Below are 17,577 nucleotides of genomic sequence, written 5' to 3' on the forward strand. Positions count from 1 at the left end.
GCATCGCACGTCGAGACCAGGGAGGATGGGGGTTCGCCTGGCCCTGGCTCTGGTGTTGGCCCCGGTGCTGGCGGGTGTGGTGTCGCCCAGCCTGGCGCAGCAGCGCGGTGCCGGCACCCAGGGGCCTCCCCCCACCCCGGTGATCGCCGCCGAGGTGACCCAGGAGGCCTGGTCCGATCCGCTGGAGTCGCTGGGGACGCTGTCGGCCAACGAGAGCGTGACCCTGTCGGCCACGGTGACCGACACCGTCTCGGCGCTCAACTTCGAGGGCGGGGAAGAGGTCAGCCAAGGCGATGTGCTGGTGGAGCTGTCCGACATCGAGGAACGCGCCGCCCTGCGCGAGGCCCAGGCACTGCGCACCGAGCGACAGAACGCGGTCAATCGCTTCGCTCAGCTCGAAAGCCGCAATCTGGCGCCCCGCGCCGACGTCGAGGACAGCCGTGCCCAGCTTCAGCAGGTGGACGCGACCATCGCCGGGCTCGAGGCGATGCTCGAGAACTACAGGGTCAAGGCGCCCTTCGACGGCGTGGTCGGGGTACGCGATATCAGCGTCGGCACCCTGGTCACCCCGGGCACCGAGCTGACCACCCTGGACGACGTCTCCCACATGAAGCTCGACTTCGACGTGCCCGAGGTCCAGCTCGGTTCGCTGTCACGGGGGCTCACGCTTACCGCCACCACCGCGGCCTACCCGGACCGGGTGTTCGAGGGAGAGATCGCCACCATCGACTCGCGCATCGACCCGATCAGCCGCAGCATCTCGGTGCGTGCCCTGCTCGACAACGAAGAAAGGCTGCTGCGTCCCGGCATGCTGATGCGGGTGACCATCGCCAGAAGCCCGCGTCAGGCGCTGGTGATTCCCGAGTCCGCGCTGGTCCCGGAAGGCCAGCGCCAGCGGGTCTGGGTACTGACCACGCGTGAGCCGACGTCGACCGAGGCCGGTGAGGTGGTCCGCCGGGATATCGAGGTAGGCTCGCGGCGCGAAGGCGACGTGGAAGTCGTCAAGGGACTCGAGGCCGGCGAGCTGGTGGTCACCCACGGCAATGACCGCCTGCATGAAGCCTCCCGGATCACGCTGATCGGCATCGAGGACGAGACCACCAGCGTCAGCGACATCCTGCTCGAGCAGCGCCAGGGAGAAGACACCTGATGCGCCTGTCCGACGTTTCCGTCCAGCGCCCGGTGCTGGCCACCGTGCTCGCCGCCCTGATCGTCGCCTTCGGCCTGCTGGCGCTGACCCGTCTGCCGCTGCAGGAATACCCGACCATCGATCCGCCCATCGTCAGCATCCGCACCGCTTACCCCGGGGCGTCCGCCGACGTGGTCGAGACCCGTATCACCCAAGTACTGGAAGAGCGCATCGCCGGCATCGCCGGCATCGAGGTGATCTCCTCCACCTCCACCGACGGCAGCTCCAATATCAACGTCGAGTTCAGCCTGTCCACCGACATCGACGCCGCCGCCAATGACATGCGCGACCGTATTTCCGGCGCCGCCGACAATCTGCCGGACGAAGCCGACCCGCCGGAGGTGCGCAAGGAGGACACCAGCTCCGAGGTGGTGATGTGGCTGATGCTGTCCGGCGAGGGCTATACCACGGCGGAGCTGACCGACTACGCCGAGCGCTACCTGGTGGACAGCTTCTCGGTGCAGGAAGGCGTTTCCGGGGTGTTCGTCGGCGGCGCCAAGGAATACGCCATGCGGGTGTGGCTCGACAATGACGCCCTGGCCGCCCGCGGCCTGACCGTCAGCGACGTGGAGTCCGCACTCAGGGCTGAAAACGTCGAGCTGCCCGGCGGCGCGGTGGAGTCACAGGATCGTCAGTTCATGGTGCGCCTGCCACGAAGCTTCTCGACCCCCGAGGACTTCCGCGCCCTGGTGCTCGATCGCGGCGACGGCGGCTATCTGGTCCGGCTGGCCGACGTGGCCCGGGTGGAACTCGGCACCGTGGAGGAGCGCTCGCTGTTTCGCGGCAACGGCCAGACGGTGGTGGGCCTTGGCATGGTCAAGCAGTCCACCGCCAACGTCATGGCGCTGTCCAAGGCGGTGCGCGCCGAAATGCAACGGCTGTCCCCTCGCCTGCCGGACGGCATGAGCCTGTCACTCAACTACGACGCCTCCACCTTCGTGTCCGGCGCCATTCGCGAGGTGGTCAGCACCCTGTTGATCGCCATCGGCCTGGTGGTGGTGGCGATCTTCGTGTTCCTCGGTAACCTGCGCACCACCCTGGTGCCGGCGGTCACCGTACCGGTCACCCTGATCGGCACCTTCGCCGCCCTGGCGGCCATGGGCTTCACCATCAACCTGCTGACCCTGCTGGCGCTGGTGCTGGCCATCGGCCTGGTGGTGGACGACGCCATCGTGGTACTGGAAAACATCCATCGACGCATGCACCTGTACGGCGAGACGCCGCTGGTGGCGGCCTTCCGCGGCGCCCGCCAGCTGGCCTTCGCGGTCATCGCCACCAGCCTTGTGCTGATCGCGGTGTTCGTGCCCCTGAGCTTTATCCAGGGCGACGTCGGCAAGCTGTTCACCGAGTTTGCCCTGACCCTGTCGGCGGCGGTGGCCATCTCCACCCTGCTGGCGCTGACCCTGACACCGATGATGGCTTCCAAGATCCTGTCGCCGAGCCTTCACGAGGGACGCCTGGCGCACTGGGTCGACCAGGGGCTGAACTGGGCCCAGGGCGTCTACCGGGCTTGCCTGGAGGTCGTGCTCAAGGCGCGCTGGCTGGTGGTAGCCTGCTTTGTGGCGATGCTGGCCGGGATCGCCTGGCTGTATCCTCAACTGCCGGCCGAGTACACCCCGCGGGAAGACCGCGGCACCTTCTTCGTCATCATCAGCGGCCCGCCCGGCGCCACCTTCTCCTATATGGAGGACTACATGGACGAGGTCGAGGCACGGCTGTTGCCCCTGCGCGAGACCGGCGAGGTCGAACGGGTGCTGATCATCGCTCCCCAGGGGCGCGGCAACACCGAGAACTTCAACTCCGGTTTCACCATCGTCGGCCTGTCGGACTGGGCCGAGCGTCGACCCGCCTGGCCGATCATGAACGAGGTGCGCCAGTCACTGGCCGACCTGCCCGGCATCCGCGCCTTCCCGGTGATGCGCCAGGGCTTCGGCGGCGGCACCGAACAGGGCGTGCAGTTCGTGCTTGGCGGGGGCAGCTACGAGCAGCTGGTGACCTGGCGCGACGCCCTGATGGACCATATTCGCCAGACCAATCCGAGACTGTTGAACCTCGAGAGCGACTACGAGGAAAACCAGCCCCAGCTCAACGTCAATATCGACTACACCCGCGCCGCGGATCTCGGCGTCACCGTCAGCGAGATCGGCCGCACCCTGGAGACACTGCTGGGTGGCCGTACCGTGACCCGCTTCACCGACCAGGGCGAAGAATACGACGTCATCCTCGAGGGTGAGCGCGGCTCCACCCCCACGCCGAGTTCCCTGGACAACGTGCGGGTGCGCTCGGACCGCACCGGCGAGCTGATCCCGCTGTCTAGCCTGGTCACCGTCGAGGCCTTCGCCGGGCCCAGCCAGCTCAACCGCTACAACCGCCTGCGCGCGATCACCCTGCAGGCCGATCTGGCCGACGGCTACTCCATGGGCGAAGCGCTGGACTACCTCGAGAACGCCGTCAGTGAGGTGTTGCCGGCGGGCGTGCAGACCGACGTCAAGGGCGCGGCCCGGGACTATCGCGAGTCCACCGGCGCCACCACCTTCCTGCTGGTACTCGGCACCCTGGTGGTCTTCCTGGTGCTGGCGGCCCAGTTCGAGAGCTTCGTCCATCCGCTGGTGATCATGCTGACGGTGCCCCTGGCCATCGGCGGGGCCCTGCTCGGCCTGTGGTTGACCGGTCAGTCGCTGAATATCTATAGCCAGGTGGGCCTGGTCATGCTGGTGGGGCTCGCCGCCAAGAACGGCATCCTGATCGTGGAGTTCGCCAACCAGCTAAGAGACGAAGGCACCGAGTTCCGCGAGGCGCTGATGCGTGCGGCCATGACCCGCCTGCGTCCCATCGTGATGACCTCGGTCACCACCATCGCCGGCAGCGTGCCCTTGATCCTGTCCAGCGGCGCCGGCGCCGAGACGCGCATCGTCATCGGCACCGTGATCTTCACCGGCGTCGCCGCCGCCACCTTCTTTACGCTGTTCGTGGTACCGGTGGCCTACGATCTGATGGCCCGGCGCACCGGCTCGCCCGGCGACGTGGCGCGCAAGCTGGAGCGAGAGATGGAACAGTCGCCGGACGCCCACTGAACCGTTGTCCTGGAAACCAGCGTCTTAAAAACCTGCGTTCTCCAGGCAGTCGGCCAGGGTCTCCAGCGCCGGGAGACCCTGGACGTCGGTGGCGAGCCAGGGCACCCGCGGACGCGGCAGGTGGGCGAAGGTCGCATCGATACGCGCAAGGTAGGTCTCTTCCTGCACGCGACGGGCGGCAAGAAAGTCGCCGTCCGCCTCTACCGGCAGTACGCGGTTGACCAGGGTGGCGGCAACGGGAACCCCCGCCTCTTCCAGTGACGCCACGGCACGGGCGGTCTCGAGGATCGGCAGGCGCTCCGGCGTCAGCACGAATAGGAAGCCATTGTGACTTGCGTCCTGGATGCGCCGGCGGGCCTGGTGAAACAGCCGCCGTCGCGCCAGCAGGGTCTCGGCGATATCCCGGATGCGCGGGTCCTGATCCCGGGACGCTGCCTCGTCGTCCGACTCGAACGGCGAGGCCACGTCGCGCCGTGATCCCGGGGTCAGATGGGCCAGCACCTTGCCCAGATGCTCGGACTTGCGGCTGTGGGCGAGCAAGCCGTCGGTCCAGGCGGCCATGGCCTCGGGCAGGCTCAACAAGCGCAGCGTATGACCGGTGGGCGCGGTGTCGAACAGCACCAGATCGTAGGGCAGGCTGTCGTCGGTCATCAGCCGCGACAGCCGCTCCAGCAGCGCCGCCTCCTGGGTCCCCGGCGACTGCCGCGACAGGCGCATCTGACGTTCCAGCTCGTCCATCATGGCCGGCGCCGCATAGCGCCGCATCTGGGCGGTCACCCGCGCCAGATGTGCCTCGACCTCGCGATCAGGATCGATCTCCATGGCGTCCAGCCCGGGCAATAGCCGCCGCGGGGTATCCCCGAGTTCACTGGCAAAGACGTCGCCCAGGCTATGGGCGGGGTCGGTGGAGGCCACCAGCACGCGCTTGCCTCGGCGTGCCGCCAGCACGCCCAGCGCCGCCGACATCGAGGTCTTGCCGACGCCGCCCTTGCCACCGACCCACAGCCGGCGACGATCCAGCAGTTCCTTCATGGTCTTCCCTTGTCCATTCTGGCCCCTTGTCAGCCCTGCCCTTGTCAACCCAACCCTTGTCAGCCCTGCCCTTGTCAGCCCGGCACAGCGTTACCTCTTGTCCTGGGCACACACTGTCCCGGCGATTGTTGCTAAAGGGTGTCGTGATGGTCCTCCGCCGCCGGTTCAGCAGCAGCGGAAGTCGTCCAGCGGTGAGCGCTCCATGCCCATGCGCTGATGCCAGTCGTGGAACCGTTCCATCAACAGCGGCTGCAGCTCCAGGGTGTAGTAGCCCACCGGGTTGGGCATGCCCATCAGCTCCGAGAACACCAGCAGCATGAACAGGTCATCCTCGTCGCGCCGGGCGCGGGCGATGGCACCGCGATACGGCGCCGAGTAGGACTCCTCGGCGAAGTGGCGCGCCGACGACAACCAGCGACGCCACTTGGCCAGACCCTCGTCGTGATCGCTCACGGCGCCTCCCCGCGCACTTCATGACGCAGCCGCTTGAGCGCCGAGGCGCACTCCATCGCCACCAGCACCGAGGCGATCAGCACCACGATATCGAGCGCCAGCAGGAAGTAGTTGCCTGCGACGAAGAAGCTCTTGAGCTGGGCCAGCAGCGCCAGCACCGTGACGATCAGCAGGAACACCAGGGGAATCAGGGTGTAATAGACCGGGCGATGGTTGCGCATCAGCATCACCGTGACCACCAGCAGGGTCAGGCCGGCCAGCAGCTGGTTGGTGGTGCCGAACAGCGGCCAGATGATCAGGCCACCGGAACCGTCTGCCCCGGCGCCGAAGGCCAGCACCAGGCACGACAGCACCGCCAGCAGGGTCGCCACCGCCGGCTTCTTCATCCACGGCTGGTCGTAGATCTCACCCCACTCCTGGAAGATGTAGCGCTGCAGGCGCAGGCCGGTATCCATGGTGGTGCCGGCGAACAGTGCCGCCATCACCGTGAGCAGGGTCGCGGCGGTGGCCTGGGGCAGGCCGATGCCGTTGTGGATGATGAAGGCACCGCCCTCGACGAAGGCGTTGACCCCACCCTTGCCGAAGGCGTCGTACATGGCCTGCCAGTCGCCGAGGGTGGCGAAGCCTGCGGTGGCCGCCAGGATCGACCCCAGCGCCAGCATGCCCTCGCCCACCGCGCCGAAGTAGCCGACGAAGCGCACGTCGGTCTCGCGATCCAGCTGCTTGGAGGTGGTGCCGGAAGACACCAGACCATGGAAACCGGAAATCGCGCCGCAGGCGATGGTCACGAACAACAGCGGGAACAGCGACGGCGTGCCCTCGGGTACATCGCTGTTGAAGCCAGGCGCAACAATGTCCGGGTTCAACAGCGCCAGGGCGCCGTAAAGGATGATCAGGCCGATGAACAGCTGCAGGCCGTTGATGTAGTCGCGCGGCTGCAGCAGCATCCACACCGGCAGCAGCGAGGCGATGGCGGCATAGCCGAACAGCAAAAGGATCCACACCGCCTGGCCGGACAGCACGCCGACCTCGGTGGGCATCTGGATCGGCACCGCCGGTCCGATGCCGATCAGGGCGTAGAGCGCCACCACACCGATCACCGATACCAGGCCAAGGCCGATGATCCGGCGATAGATCAACTGACCGATGACCAGCGCCACCAGGATGGCGCCCCACACCGGGATGACCGCCGAGGGGAACTTCATCATCAGGCCGGCGATGACCACGGCAAAGACCGCGTTGACCATCAGCAGCAGCAGGAAGATCACGATCATGAAGATGCTGCGGGCACGGGTGCCGACCACTTCCCCGGTGAGCGCGCCCACCGACTTGGCCTTGTTGCGCACGCTGGCCCAGATCGCGCCGGCGTCATGGACCCCGGCGAAGAAGATGGTGCCGAAGATGACCCACAAGAAGGCCGGTACCCAGCCCCAGATGACCGCGATGGCCGGGCCGACGATGGGTGCCGCTCCGGCCACCGAGGTGAAGTGGTGGCCCCACAGCACGTAGCGGTTGGTCGGCACGAAGTCGACGCCATCTTCGAACTCGTGGGCGGGGGTGACGAAGTCCTTGGACAGCTTCAACACCTTCTCGGCGATAAACTTCGAGTAGATGAAGTACCCGAGGGCCATAGCGGCCAACCCCAGGACCAACACGATGACTGCACTCATGAGCGACTCCCTTGCGGCAGGTTATTGGTAACGGCCTTGCGTCGAGGGTCCCTTCCTGAAAGCACAGCACCCGTAGCCACCAGGCTCTCCTCGACGTCCTACCCCCTGCTTAACAGCTTTGTTTTTATTGGAAAAACAGCATCCTGGATATCCGCCAGAATGTGGACCGAGATCAACTATCGTTGCTGGATCTGGCCTGGGGTTCGCCCGGTCCAGGCCAGAAGAAGGGATTGTGGGCCACCTCCCAGAGGTGCCCGTCAGGGTCGGCAAAGTAGCCGGAGTAGCCGCCCCAGAAGGCCTTCTGCCCAGGCTTGAGCAGGTTCCCGCCCGCTCGTCTGGCCTGGATCAGCACCGCGTCCACTTCTTCGGGGTCCTCGGCCATGTAGGCCAGGGTCACGCCGCGAAAGCCCTCGCCACCGGCGTTGACCATCAGGTCATCGGCCAGATCGTGCCAGCCGTACAAGGCAAGCCAGGTACCCTGCAGCGAAAAGAAGGCGATCCTGGGGGCGCTGTCCTCCAGGCGTGGCCAGCCAAGCCCCTGTTGATAGAAGTCGATGGCCCGTTCGAGCGAGTGAACACCGAGGGTGATCATTCCGATACGCGGCTTGGGCGCGCGGGGTTCGACCTTTGCCATCTGGCCCTCCTGACGCTTTGGCGTACGACAGCTATTGCTGAGAGCCTAGACGGGAAAACTCTGATGCTGGAGATACAAAAAACCCGCCGTGTCGAAACGACACAGCGGGTATCAAGGTGGTTAAGCTTTTTCGTCGGCGGCGTAGGCGATCGTCAGGTGTCGCGATCCTATGGGTCTGAGGCACGCGCGCACTGACCGGGGTCTAGTCTAGCCTGACTAGATTTGACCTGGCCTCGCCTCGCCTCGCACCCGCCGTCGACAATCGCAGTCACCTTTCAGACAAGCCTCGGGCTTTCTTCGGAAGGTCGGCGAGCACCGGCACTTTTCGCGCAAGCCTTCCGCTTTATCCTTGGCCTTCGACAACCAGCTTATAGTCCAGGGTCGGATTCAGCGGGCAGGAGTAGACGTATTCACCGGGCTCCAGGCTGACGGCGAAATCCCCGGTCTGGCCGGTGCCGAGGCCACCGCCGGATACGCTGGGTAGCCGAGCGCGGTTGAGCAGGCCGTCGCCACGCAGCCAGAAACCCAGGTCATAGGGCACGCCCTCGTTCTTGACCCGGAACACATAGTCTCCGGCGGGCACTTTCAGCCCCCTGGCCTCTGCCAGCCGCGCCTCACCGGTGTCGTCGTTGAAGGCCTCGCAGTCGGCCTTGCTCTGCGGGTGAATGCCGTGATCGGTGCCGTTCTCGCTTTCCAGGAACTGACAGCCGACCTGGGTCAACTCGATGACGGTTGCCTGACCGGAGGACGTGTCGGCTGCCTGGGCTTGCTGTGAATGGGCCGGCGCGACCCAGCCCAGTGCCCCCACCAGGCCGAAGGCCAGGGCCCAGCTCGCCCACCCCACCGTCTGGCCTTTCTCTCCATCCGCTTGCATGTTCGCCACCCTCCTTTGCATGATGATGCCTGGTCTGGTCATGGCGCCGACATTGCTGTGTTCACACCTGTATCTATCGCTACGTTAGAAGCAAGGTCGGGGCCTACCTGTCGTTGTCGCTATCGTTACGTCAGGCCTTACGACCGAGTGCAAGGACGGCAAAGCGTTGGCGTCGAACACGGAAGATCGGCCGCCATGGATGCCACAGCGACTATGCTGAGAAAATCCCGTCACGCTGCATCGCGACGTGAGTCCCGCCGTCCCCGACAAGGAGATTCAAGATGCTCGAGCAGATTCCCCACCCGGCCGAACACGTGGTCGCCATCCGCGCCGGCGGTACCGTGACCGCGCAGGAACTCCAGCAAGCCATCGATCTGATCGAAATGACCAAGAAGCGCTGCCCCAAGGTCAGCCTGGTGGCGGAACTCGATAACCTGCGATGGATGACCCTGACCGCGCTGCTACGTGACCTGGGCTATGGCCTGACCCAGATCGGCGAGCTTGACCACTACCATCGCGCCGCGGTGATCACCGACAAGGAGTGGATCAAGCACATCGCCCATCTCGAGGACAAGCTGGTCAGGAAGATCGAGATCCGCACCTTCTCCCACAAGGAGCACAGCGCGGCCATGGAGTGGGTGGCCGAACTGCCCGAAGCAGCCACCGATGACGCCGATGAAGAGCCCGAGCAAAAGGGCTACCACGGGGCCTGACGCACATCAGGCGCGAGCGGCTCAGTCGGATGCCTTGTCGCCGGTCTCGACGCCTGCCCCGACACCCGTATCGGCGGCTGTCGTGGCACCCGCCGTGCCACCATCGCTGCGGCGCAGCAGGTGGGGGCCGAGCTGGTCGATGGCGGTTACCCCGAGCAGCGCCATGTTGCGCTCGATCTCCTCGCTCATCAGACGAATGGCGTGGGCGACCCCTGCCCCTCCGGCGACGCTCGCCGCATAGTTGAAGGGCCGGCCGACAAACACGAAGTCGGCCCCCAGCGCCAGCGCCTTGAGCACCTGGCCGCCGCGGCGAAAGCCGCCATCGATCATCACCGGAACCTTGCCCTCCACCGCCTTCACCACCTCGGGCAGCATAGTCATAGGCGCCACCGTAGCGTCGAGCTGGCGACCGCCGTGGTTGGACACGATCAGACCGTCGGCGCCCGCCTGGCAGGCCCGGCGCGCATCGTCGGGATGCAGGATCCCCTTGACCACCAGCTGGCCGGGAAAGCGCGAGCGCACGTGCTCGAGGGTCGACCAGTCAAGATGACGCCGGCCGGCGAAGTCGCGGGCGGCGTGCTTCGCCAGCACCGGCACCCCGCGCGTCGCCGCGTTGTTCTCGAAGTGGGGAACGCCATGACGCAGCAGGGTGCGCAGGAAGGTGCCGGTGAGCCAGCGCGGACGTGTCAGACCATCCCAGGCCAGCCGCGCGCTCGGCTTCAAGGGGCTCGAAAAGCCCGAGCGACGATGGTTTTCCGGGTTGGGCGGCACCGGGTAGTCGACGGTGATGACCAGACGCTTGTAACCGGCCTGGATGACCCGCTCAAGCAGGGCGTCGATGCCCTCCAGGGTGCCGGGCAGGTAGGCCTGGAACCAGTCCGCACCGGTGGCCTCGGCGAGTTCCTCCATGGGTATCAACGAGGAGGCGCTGACGATCATCGGGATCTCGGCACGCTGGGCCTGTTCGGCCAGCACCATGTCACCCCGGTAGGCGGTCAGCGCGCTGATACCCATGGGGGCGATACCGAAGGGCTGCGAGAATCGCTGCCCCAACAGCTCCACCTCGGTGGAAATCGACGACACATTGACCAGCGCCCTGGGCAGCCAGTGCACTTCATTGAAGGCCTCGCGACCAGCCCTTGCCGTCTCGCCCTCCTCGGCCACGCTGGCGACATAGCCGAACAGGGGCCGCGGCAGGTGGCGACGCGCCGCCCGCTCGAAGTCGTCCAGGCTCAGGATGCGCTCGAGACGTCGCTTCATGATGCCCTCCCTGCTCGCCAGGACGCCTGGTTGACGGCGTTGACCGGGCCTTCTCCGACCAGCGCACCGATCAGGTTGTCCACCGCGCGCCGTGCCATGGCAGCACGGGTCTCGTGGGTGGCCGAACCGATATGCGGCAGCACCACCACATTGTCCATGCGCGCGAGCGGCGAGTCGGCGTCCAGCGGCTCCCGGGTGAAGACGTCGAGCCCGGCGGCGCGGATGGTGCCCTGTTCCAGCGCCTCGATCAGTGCCTTCTCGTCGACGACCTTGCCCCGGGCGATGTTGATCAGCGCGGCGGAGGGCTTCATCCGGGCAAGGGCCGCGGCGTCGATCAGGTGATGGGTGTCATCGCTGTAGGGCACCGCCAGACAGACGATGTCGGCACGCCCGAGCAGCTCGTCCAGGGAGCAGTGTTCGGCGCCGAGGTGTTGCTCGAGCTCAGGCTTCGGTGCCCGCGCGGTGTACAGCACCGACATGCCGAAGCCCAGCGCGCCGCGCCTGGCGATCGCCGCGCCGATACGCCCGGCGCCGACGATGCCCAGTGCCTTGCCGTGCACGTCGTGACCAAACTGGTCGGGCCCGACATGGGATGTCCAGCGTCCTTCCCGCACCATGCAGGACAGCTCCACCAGCCGCCGCTGAGTCGCCATGATCAGGGCAAAGGCGGTATCTGCGGTGGTCTCGGTGAGCACGTCCGGGGTATTGCACAGCAGGATGCCCCGACGATTCATCGCCTCGAGCGGCAGTTGGTCATAGCCTACCGAGATGGTCGACACCACCTCGAGATGAGGCGAGCGCTCGAGCATCGCCTCATCGAGTTCGAGCTTGCCGCCGATCAGACCGTGGGCGCTGGCCATCGCTGCCTCGAAGGCCTCGCGATTGCCCTCGTTCAGATCCTCGAAATAGTCCACCTGCCCCACCTCGTTCAAGGCCGCGAGTTCCTCCTCGCCCAGCCGCCTCAGGGCGACGATACGAGGCGCCTTACCACGATCGCGGGCAGCGGGTGCTTTATCCATGTTGTTCCTCCTTGAGTCCCGGCATGGCGAAGTCTCGCTCTTCCAGCGCCGCGATCAGCTCCTGGCGACGCCCTGACGCCAGTTCAATCAAGGGCGGGCGTAGCGTCGCCCAGGACGCCTGTCCCGAAAAGTGTGCGGTAGCCACCTTCATCGCCGGTATCAGCGGATAGCGCTCGAACAGATCACGCATGGCGTTCAGCCCTGCCTGGCGTACATCGGCCTCGGCTGTCTGCCAGTCGGCGGCGAGCCCGGCGATGGCCGCCGGATTGACGTTGGCGGTGGCACTGATGCAGCCCGCTCCCCCGCCGCGCAGCGTATCCAGCAGAAACCGCTCGCTGCCGGCGTACACCGCAAAGCCGTCGGCGCCGAAGGCGTCGATCAGTGCCTGGGTGTTGGCGAAGTCGCCACCGCTGTCCTTGATCCCCGCGACCATCTCGGGGAAGGCCTCGCGCAGCCGTGCGATCAGCTCGATCGACAGCGGCACCTGGGCCACCGGCGGAATATGGTAGAGATACAGCCGCAGGCGCGCATCGCCTACCCGCTCGATGACCTCGGAATAGTAGCGATAGAGCCCCTCGTCGCTGACGCCCTTATAGTAGAACGGCGGCAGCATCAGCACTCCGGCCGCACCCATGGCCACCGCGTCGCGGGTCAGCGTGACCGTATCGTCGATGGCGCAGTGGCCGGTGCCCGGCATCAGCCGGGAGGGATCGATGCCCGCCTGCCCCAGTTGTGAGAGCAGCTCGCGCTTCTCGCCAAGGGTCAGCGAGTTGGCCTCGGAGTTGGTGCCGAACACCGCAAGTCCGACCCCGTGGGAGTCAAGCCAGCGGCAGTGGGAAATGAAGCGCTCGGTATCGACGGCGAGATCCGACGTGAAGGGGGTGATCACCGGCGACCAGGCGTCGCCGGCATGGGCCAGGTTGGTGGCTGTCATGGTGCGATTTCCTTAAATGGGGTGGAGCGCTCGATCGAGGTCGGGCCCCGCCCGACCAGCGTCCGATGACGACGGGTCACGACCATGGCTCGCTGGCGTAGCGCTCCAGCGCCTCGCTGTCGAAGTTGAAGCCAAGGCCCGGGGCGCTCGGCAGCAGCAGGTTGCCGTCGGAGAACTGAAGCTGGGTGTCGATCAGCCGGCGGAAGTTGAGGACCTGATCATCGGCGAAGAACTCCACCATGCGCGCGTTGGGCGCCGAGGCCACCAGGTGCACGTGCAGGTCATGGAACCAGTGGGGATAGACCTCGACCCCGTAGCTCGCCGCCGTGGCGGTGATGCGGCGAAACTCGGTGATGCCGCCGCACACGGCGGCGTCGGTCTGCAGGATCATCGCCGCCTCCTTGTCCAGCAGCTCCTTGAAGCGCCAGCGTCCGGCCTCGATCTCGCCGGTGGCGACCGGCACCGGGGTACGCTCGGCCAGACGGCGGTGGTTGTCGATGTCGTCGGGGCTGAACGGCTCCTCGATCCAGAACGGCGAGTACGCTTCGGCCATGCGCATGAACGCAAGCGCAGATGGCAGGTCGCGCCAGGCGTTGTTGGCATCCATCATCACCGCCACGTGGGGGCCAACCGCCTCGCGCACCGCCGCCAGTCGCGCCTCTTCCCCGGCCAGATCCTCGCGTCCCACCTTCAGCTTCACCGCCTTGAAGCCCTGCGCCACGTAGCCGGCCATTTCCTCGCCCAGCATCTCCGGCGTCTTGCCGTCGAGGTAGTAGCCGCCGCTGGCGTAGGCCGGGACGCTGTCGCTGTCACTCGCCCCCAGGTACTTGTACAGCGGCAGCCCCGCCGCCCGGGCGTTGCGATCCCACAGGGCGGTGTCGAGAATGCTGATGGCCCGCATCACCGAGCCGCAGCGACCATGCAGCAGAGACTCCTGATACATGGCCTGCCACAGGCCTTCGGTGGCGTGGGCGTCGGCCCCCAGCAGTACTGGCCTCAGCAGCTCACGAACCGCCTGTGATACCAGCAGACCGGCATTGTTGCCGCCGTAGCAGAAGCCGATCCCGACCACGCCGTCGTCGCCTTCGACCTCCACCAGGGCGTAGTCGCGCTTGAACACCTGACGATTGGAGAAGCTGGTGGGATGGTCCAGCGGAACACTGATGGTGCGGGCACGGACGTCGCTGATACGCGTCATGGTGGGCTCCTTTCGAGACATTGTTGTGGTTGTCGCTAGCATGGTTGCTGGCGTTGATGAAGCGCTGTCGCCGCTACCGAAGCGGTGACAGCGCCACGATCAGCCGGTGCGTGCCCCGCGCCGCAACGAGCTTCGCAGCCAGCGGAAGACCGGCGTGGCCTGGAGGATCGACAGCACCGCGATGCCGAGCAGCACCATGGCGATGGGGCTTTCGACGAAGATCATCGGGCTGTTCTGGCCGATCAGCATCGACTGCTGGAAGCTGGTTTCCATCACCGGCCCCAGGATCAGACCGATGACCATCGGCGCCGGTGAGATGCCGGCCTTGTTCATCCAGTAGCCGAACAGGCCGAAGCCGAGCATCAGCCCCACCTCGAACAGACTGTTGTTGATGGCGAAGGCGCCGATCACGCACAGGGTGATGATGGCGCAGGCGACGAAGCTGTCCGGCACCTTGGTCACCCCGACGCACAGCCGGGTGAACATCAGCCCCACCGCCAGCAGGCCGACATTGGCGAAGATCACCGCCCAGATCAGGGTGTAGGTGACATCTCCATAGTCGGTGAGCAGGTTGGGGCCTGGCAGGATGCCCTGGACCATCAGCGCCCCCAGCAGGATGGCGGTGGACGAACTGCCGGGGATACCGAGGGCGATGGTCGGAATCAGCGCGCCGCCGACCACCGCGTTGTTGGCGGCCTCGGGGGCGGCGACGCCGGCGATGTCGCCCTTGCCGAAGCGGCTCTTGTCCTTGGCAAAGCGCTTGGCCTCGTTGTAGGCAAACCAGCTCGCGGTGTCGCCGCCGGTGCCGGGGATCAGGCCGGTGACGATACCGATGCCGCCGGAGCGCAGGATGTTGGGCATCAACGTGCGCAGCTCTTTCAGCCGCGGTACCAGCCGATCGGTGATCTTGCTGGCCACCTTGTCGCTGTCGTGGGCGTTTTCGATCAGGATCAACGCCTGGGGAATCGAGAACAGCCCGATCAGCGCCACCGTGAATTCGATGCCGGAAAACAGGTTGATGTTGCCGAAGGTCATGCGCGGTGTGCCGGTGATAAGGTCCATGCCCACGGTGCTGAGCAACAGACCCATGATGCCGGACAGCAACCCGCTGACGATGGAGCCCTGGGACAGCGAGCCGATGATGGTGATGCCCAGCACGGCGATGGCGAACAGCTCCACCGGGCCGAACTTCAACACCAGCACCCCCAGCAACGGTGCGGCGGTCAGCAGGGCGATACCGCTCATCAGGCCGCCAAAGAAGGAGGCGAACAGCGACACCCCCAGCGCCTTGCCCGCCTGCCCCTGCTGGGACAGCGGAAAGCCGTCGAGCACGGTGGCCGCCGCCGAGGGCGTGCCTGGGGTCCGCAGCAGGATGGCGGCGATGGAGCCGCCGTAGGAGGCGCCGACGTACAGCGAGGCCAGCATGCTGAGCCCCGTCGCCGGGTCCATGGTAAAGGTCAGCGGCAACAGCAACGCCAGCGCCATGGTGGCGGACAGCCCCGGCATGGCGCCGACGAACAGCCCCAGCAGGGTGCCGCCGAGGATCAGCGCAATATTGGTGAAGGTGAGCACGTTGCTCAGCCCCACCATCACAAGCGAGTCGTTCATAGGGTCAGGCTCCAGGTTCGCGCGGGGGCAATGACGACCTCAGCGAAGCCGATCGGTGTGGCGAAGCGCACGACAGGACTTAAAACAGCGGTGGCAACAGCGGCACGGGCAGGCCCAGAAAGCCGATGAACACCAGGCAGACCACGGTGATCAGACCGGCGATGCCGATCAGACTGAAGCGCAGCGACACATGGCGCACCAGCCACAGCGACAGGCCCATGAAGGCCGCCGTGGCGACCACATAACCGAGCCAGGAGATGCTGTAGATGTAGACGGCGGCGAACACGAACACCGCCATCGCCTTGAGCGGCCTGGCGGGCGGCGCGGGCGCGCTATCGCCTTCGGTGAGTTCGCCCTCGGCCAGCTGACTGCCCTCGAGGGTGGGCGCGGCGCTCGACGAGGCCTGGGCCCGCGCGCGGGAATGCGCGGTCAACTCCTGCACGATCATGGCGATGGCGAACAGTCCCACCACCACCGCGTAGATCAGCGGCATCCGCGCCGCGGCGTCGGGATAGCCCAGCGAGGTGACCCCGAACAGCGTGGCCACCCCCAGGGCGAAAAGGCCAAACAGCAGGCGACTGAGTTTCATCAGTATGACTCCCTAGGTCACTTGCCGACGGGCCAGGCCCGTCGGCAAGCGCACCGATCAACCGTTGATCTCGTCCTTCACGCTGGCCCAGATCTCCTCGAACTGGCCTTCCATGTCCTCGATCATCTGGCGATAGTCGTCGCCGGTCTGGATATCGAGGTTCATGGCCCGCTCCTCGGCGACCTTCTTGAACTCCTCGTTGGTCTTGAGTGCCTCGAAGGCGTCGATCAGCTGCTGGCGCGCCTCATCGGGGATGCCGGCCGGTGCGCTGTAGCCACGTGAGGAGCCGGCCACCACCTCGATGCCCTTCTCGCTCAGGGTCGGCACGTCGGGCAGCATCGACAGGCGCTCGCGGGCAAACACCGCCAGCGGCCTCAGGCTGCCGGACTGAATGTGCCCGTAGACGTTGCCCAGGTTGTTGAAGCTGGCGTCGATCTGCCCGCCCATGGCGGCGGTGGCCGAAGGTCCGTCACCCTGGAACGGCACCTTCTGGAAGCTGATCCCCGAGGCCTGCTCGATCAGGATGGTGGAGAAGAAGTCGTCACCGCCCACGCCGGAGTTGCCCACGGTGATGGTGCCCGGGTTCTCTTCGGCGGCGGCCAGGAACTCCTCCACCGTCTCGTAGGGGCTCTCCGCCGGTACCACGATGATGCCCGGGTCGGTCACCACATTGGCGATCGGGGTCAGCTCGTCCACCGAGTAGGTGATGGTGTCGTTCATGATGTAGTTGGTCATCAGCATCGGCGTATTGGTGATGCTGATGGTGGTGCCGTCGGCCTCGGTCTGCTTGGCCAGGCGGGTCCAGGCGATGGCACCGGTAGCCCCCGGCAGGTACTCGTTGACGAAGTCCACTCCCAGCGACTCGCGCAGGAACGGCTGGGTCAGCTGGGCCAGGGCGTCACTGCCCCCGCCGGCCTTGAACCCCTGCAACACCTTGATCTCGTCGCCGGCGGAGTACTCCGCCATGGCGGCGCCGGGCAAAAGCAGGGTCGACAGAAGGATGGCGGCGTAAGCTCCACGATGTTTCATGGCTGCACCTCTTGTGCGGTTGTCGTTGTCTTTATCGTTGTCTTGCACTGGTACGTGCGACGGGCGCGGTCATCGCGCACCTGCTCAGGCGCTGTCTCCGAGCGCTGGGCCCTGTCTCAGGACGCTGGGGCGCTGTCTTGGGGCGCTGAGTCGGGGGCGAAGGCGCCGGGCACGTCGTGACTGCCAGATTCAACGTAGACGGTCGCCAATAAAATTGTCAATAATCTTGTTAACCATCTTTTCTCGTCCTAACCTAGCTAGCGAACCACGACGCAACGCCCTCCTGCGAAGGGGCTGTTCG

15 protein-coding genes are annotated in these 17,577 nt (G+C 66.1%); 3 read left to right on the forward strand and 12 right to left on the reverse strand.

The window, feature by feature from the left end; genetic code table 11:
* Nucleotides 1–25: 25 nt before the first annotated feature.
* Nucleotides 26–1,150, forward strand: a complete 1,125-nt coding sequence (locus NFI08_RS10280; RefSeq protein WP_349589144.1) for an efflux RND transporter periplasmic adaptor subunit — start codon at nucleotides 26–28, stop codon at nucleotides 1,148–1,150.
* Nucleotides 1,150–4,263, forward strand: coding sequence for an efflux RND transporter permease subunit (locus NFI08_RS10285; RefSeq protein ID WP_222516916.1), 3,114 nt, complete (start codon nucleotides 1,150–1,152; stop codon nucleotides 4,261–4,263). The genes NFI08_RS10280 and NFI08_RS10285 overlap by 1 nt, the downstream gene beginning before the upstream one ends.
* A 24-nt stretch (nucleotides 4,264–4,287) precedes the next feature.
* Here NFI08_RS10285 and NFI08_RS10290 read toward each other — a convergent pair whose 3' ends face one another.
* The 5 genes from NFI08_RS10290 to NFI08_RS10310 all read right to left on the reverse strand — a co-directional run bounded on the left by NFI08_RS10290 (nucleotide 4,288) and on the right by NFI08_RS10310 (nucleotide 8,926).
* Nucleotides 4,288–5,295, reverse strand: a complete 1,008-nt coding sequence (locus tag NFI08_RS10290; protein ID WP_349589148.1) for an ArsA family ATPase — start codon at nucleotides 5,293–5,295, stop codon at nucleotides 4,288–4,290.
* Between the two features lie 165 nt (nucleotides 5,296–5,460).
* The gene (locus NFI08_RS10295) at nucleotides 5,461–5,727 is read right to left on the reverse strand and encodes a cory-CC-star protein (RefSeq protein WP_045993347.1); all 267 of its coding nucleotides are present in this window, start codon (nucleotides 5,725–5,727) and stop codon (nucleotides 5,461–5,463) included.
* A 17-nt stretch (nucleotides 5,728–5,744) separates the two neighbouring features.
* The gene (locus tag NFI08_RS10300) at nucleotides 5,745–7,418 is read right to left on the reverse strand and encodes a carbon starvation CstA family protein (RefSeq protein WP_349589151.1); all 1,674 of its coding nucleotides are present in this window, start codon (nucleotides 7,416–7,418) and stop codon (nucleotides 5,745–5,747) included.
* A 172-nt stretch (nucleotides 7,419–7,590) separates the two neighbouring features.
* Nucleotides 7,591–8,052: a VOC family protein gene (locus NFI08_RS10305; protein WP_287164759.1), complete on the reverse strand. Its 462-nt coding sequence runs from the start codon at nucleotides 8,050–8,052 to the stop codon at nucleotides 7,591–7,593.
* 343 nt (nucleotides 8,053–8,395) lie between these two features.
* Nucleotides 8,396–8,926, reverse strand: coding sequence for a hypothetical protein (locus tag NFI08_RS10310; RefSeq protein ID WP_349589154.1), 531 nt, complete (start codon nucleotides 8,924–8,926; stop codon nucleotides 8,396–8,398).
* Between the two features lie 281 nt (nucleotides 8,927–9,207).
* Between NFI08_RS10310 and NFI08_RS10315 the strand changes: the two genes are divergently transcribed.
* The gene (locus tag NFI08_RS10315; protein WP_045993324.1) at nucleotides 9,208–9,639 is read left to right on the forward strand and encodes a SpoIIAA family protein; all 432 of its coding nucleotides are present in this window, start codon (nucleotides 9,208–9,210) and stop codon (nucleotides 9,637–9,639) included.
* 21 nt (nucleotides 9,640–9,660) lie between these two features.
* On the opposite strand, the gene NFI08_RS10320 is transcribed toward NFI08_RS10315, so the two are convergent.
* The 7 genes from NFI08_RS10320 to NFI08_RS10350 all read right to left on the reverse strand — a co-directional run bounded on the left by NFI08_RS10320 (nucleotide 9,661) and on the right by NFI08_RS10350 (nucleotide 17,276).
* On the reverse strand, nucleotides 9,661–10,899 hold the full coding sequence (locus NFI08_RS10320; protein ID WP_349589158.1) for an alpha-hydroxy acid oxidase: 1,239 nt from the start codon (nucleotides 10,897–10,899) through the stop codon (nucleotides 9,661–9,663).
* Complete coding sequence (locus NFI08_RS10325) at nucleotides 10,896–11,918, reverse strand: 2-hydroxyacid dehydrogenase (protein WP_287164752.1); 1,023 nt, start codon at nucleotides 11,916–11,918, stop codon at nucleotides 10,896–10,898. Before NFI08_RS10325 ends, NFI08_RS10320 begins: the two co-directional genes overlap by 4 nt.
* A complete protein-coding gene (locus NFI08_RS10330; protein ID WP_287164750.1) occupies nucleotides 11,911–12,852 on the reverse strand; it encodes a dihydrodipicolinate synthase family protein in 942 nt (313 codons plus the stop codon). The genes NFI08_RS10325 and NFI08_RS10330 overlap by 8 nt, the downstream gene beginning before the upstream one ends.
* Before the next feature lie 76 nt (nucleotides 12,853–12,928).
* Nucleotides 12,929–14,050, reverse strand: coding sequence for a mandelate racemase/muconate lactonizing enzyme family protein (locus NFI08_RS10335; RefSeq protein WP_108447595.1), 1,122 nt, complete (start codon nucleotides 14,048–14,050; stop codon nucleotides 12,929–12,931).
* A gap of 99 nt (nucleotides 14,051–14,149) precedes the next feature.
* On the reverse strand, nucleotides 14,150–15,658 hold the full coding sequence (locus tag NFI08_RS10340; RefSeq protein WP_045993329.1) for a tripartite tricarboxylate transporter permease: 1,509 nt from the start codon (nucleotides 15,656–15,658) through the stop codon (nucleotides 14,150–14,152).
* 79 nt (nucleotides 15,659–15,737) lie between these two features.
* The gene (locus NFI08_RS10345; protein WP_045993330.1) at nucleotides 15,738–16,247 is read right to left on the reverse strand and encodes a tripartite tricarboxylate transporter TctB family protein; all 510 of its coding nucleotides are present in this window, start codon (nucleotides 16,245–16,247) and stop codon (nucleotides 15,738–15,740) included.
* Between the two features lie 57 nt (nucleotides 16,248–16,304).
* A complete protein-coding gene (locus NFI08_RS10350) occupies nucleotides 16,305–17,276 on the reverse strand; it encodes a tripartite tricarboxylate transporter substrate binding protein (protein ID WP_045993331.1) in 972 nt (323 codons plus the stop codon).
* Nucleotides 17,277–17,577 lie beyond the last annotated feature (301 nt).

It is taken from the genome of Halomonas sp. EF61 (genome assembly GCF_040147045.1).
Taxonomy (GTDB): Bacteria; Pseudomonadota; Gammaproteobacteria; order Pseudomonadales; family Halomonadaceae; genus Halomonas; species Halomonas litopenaei.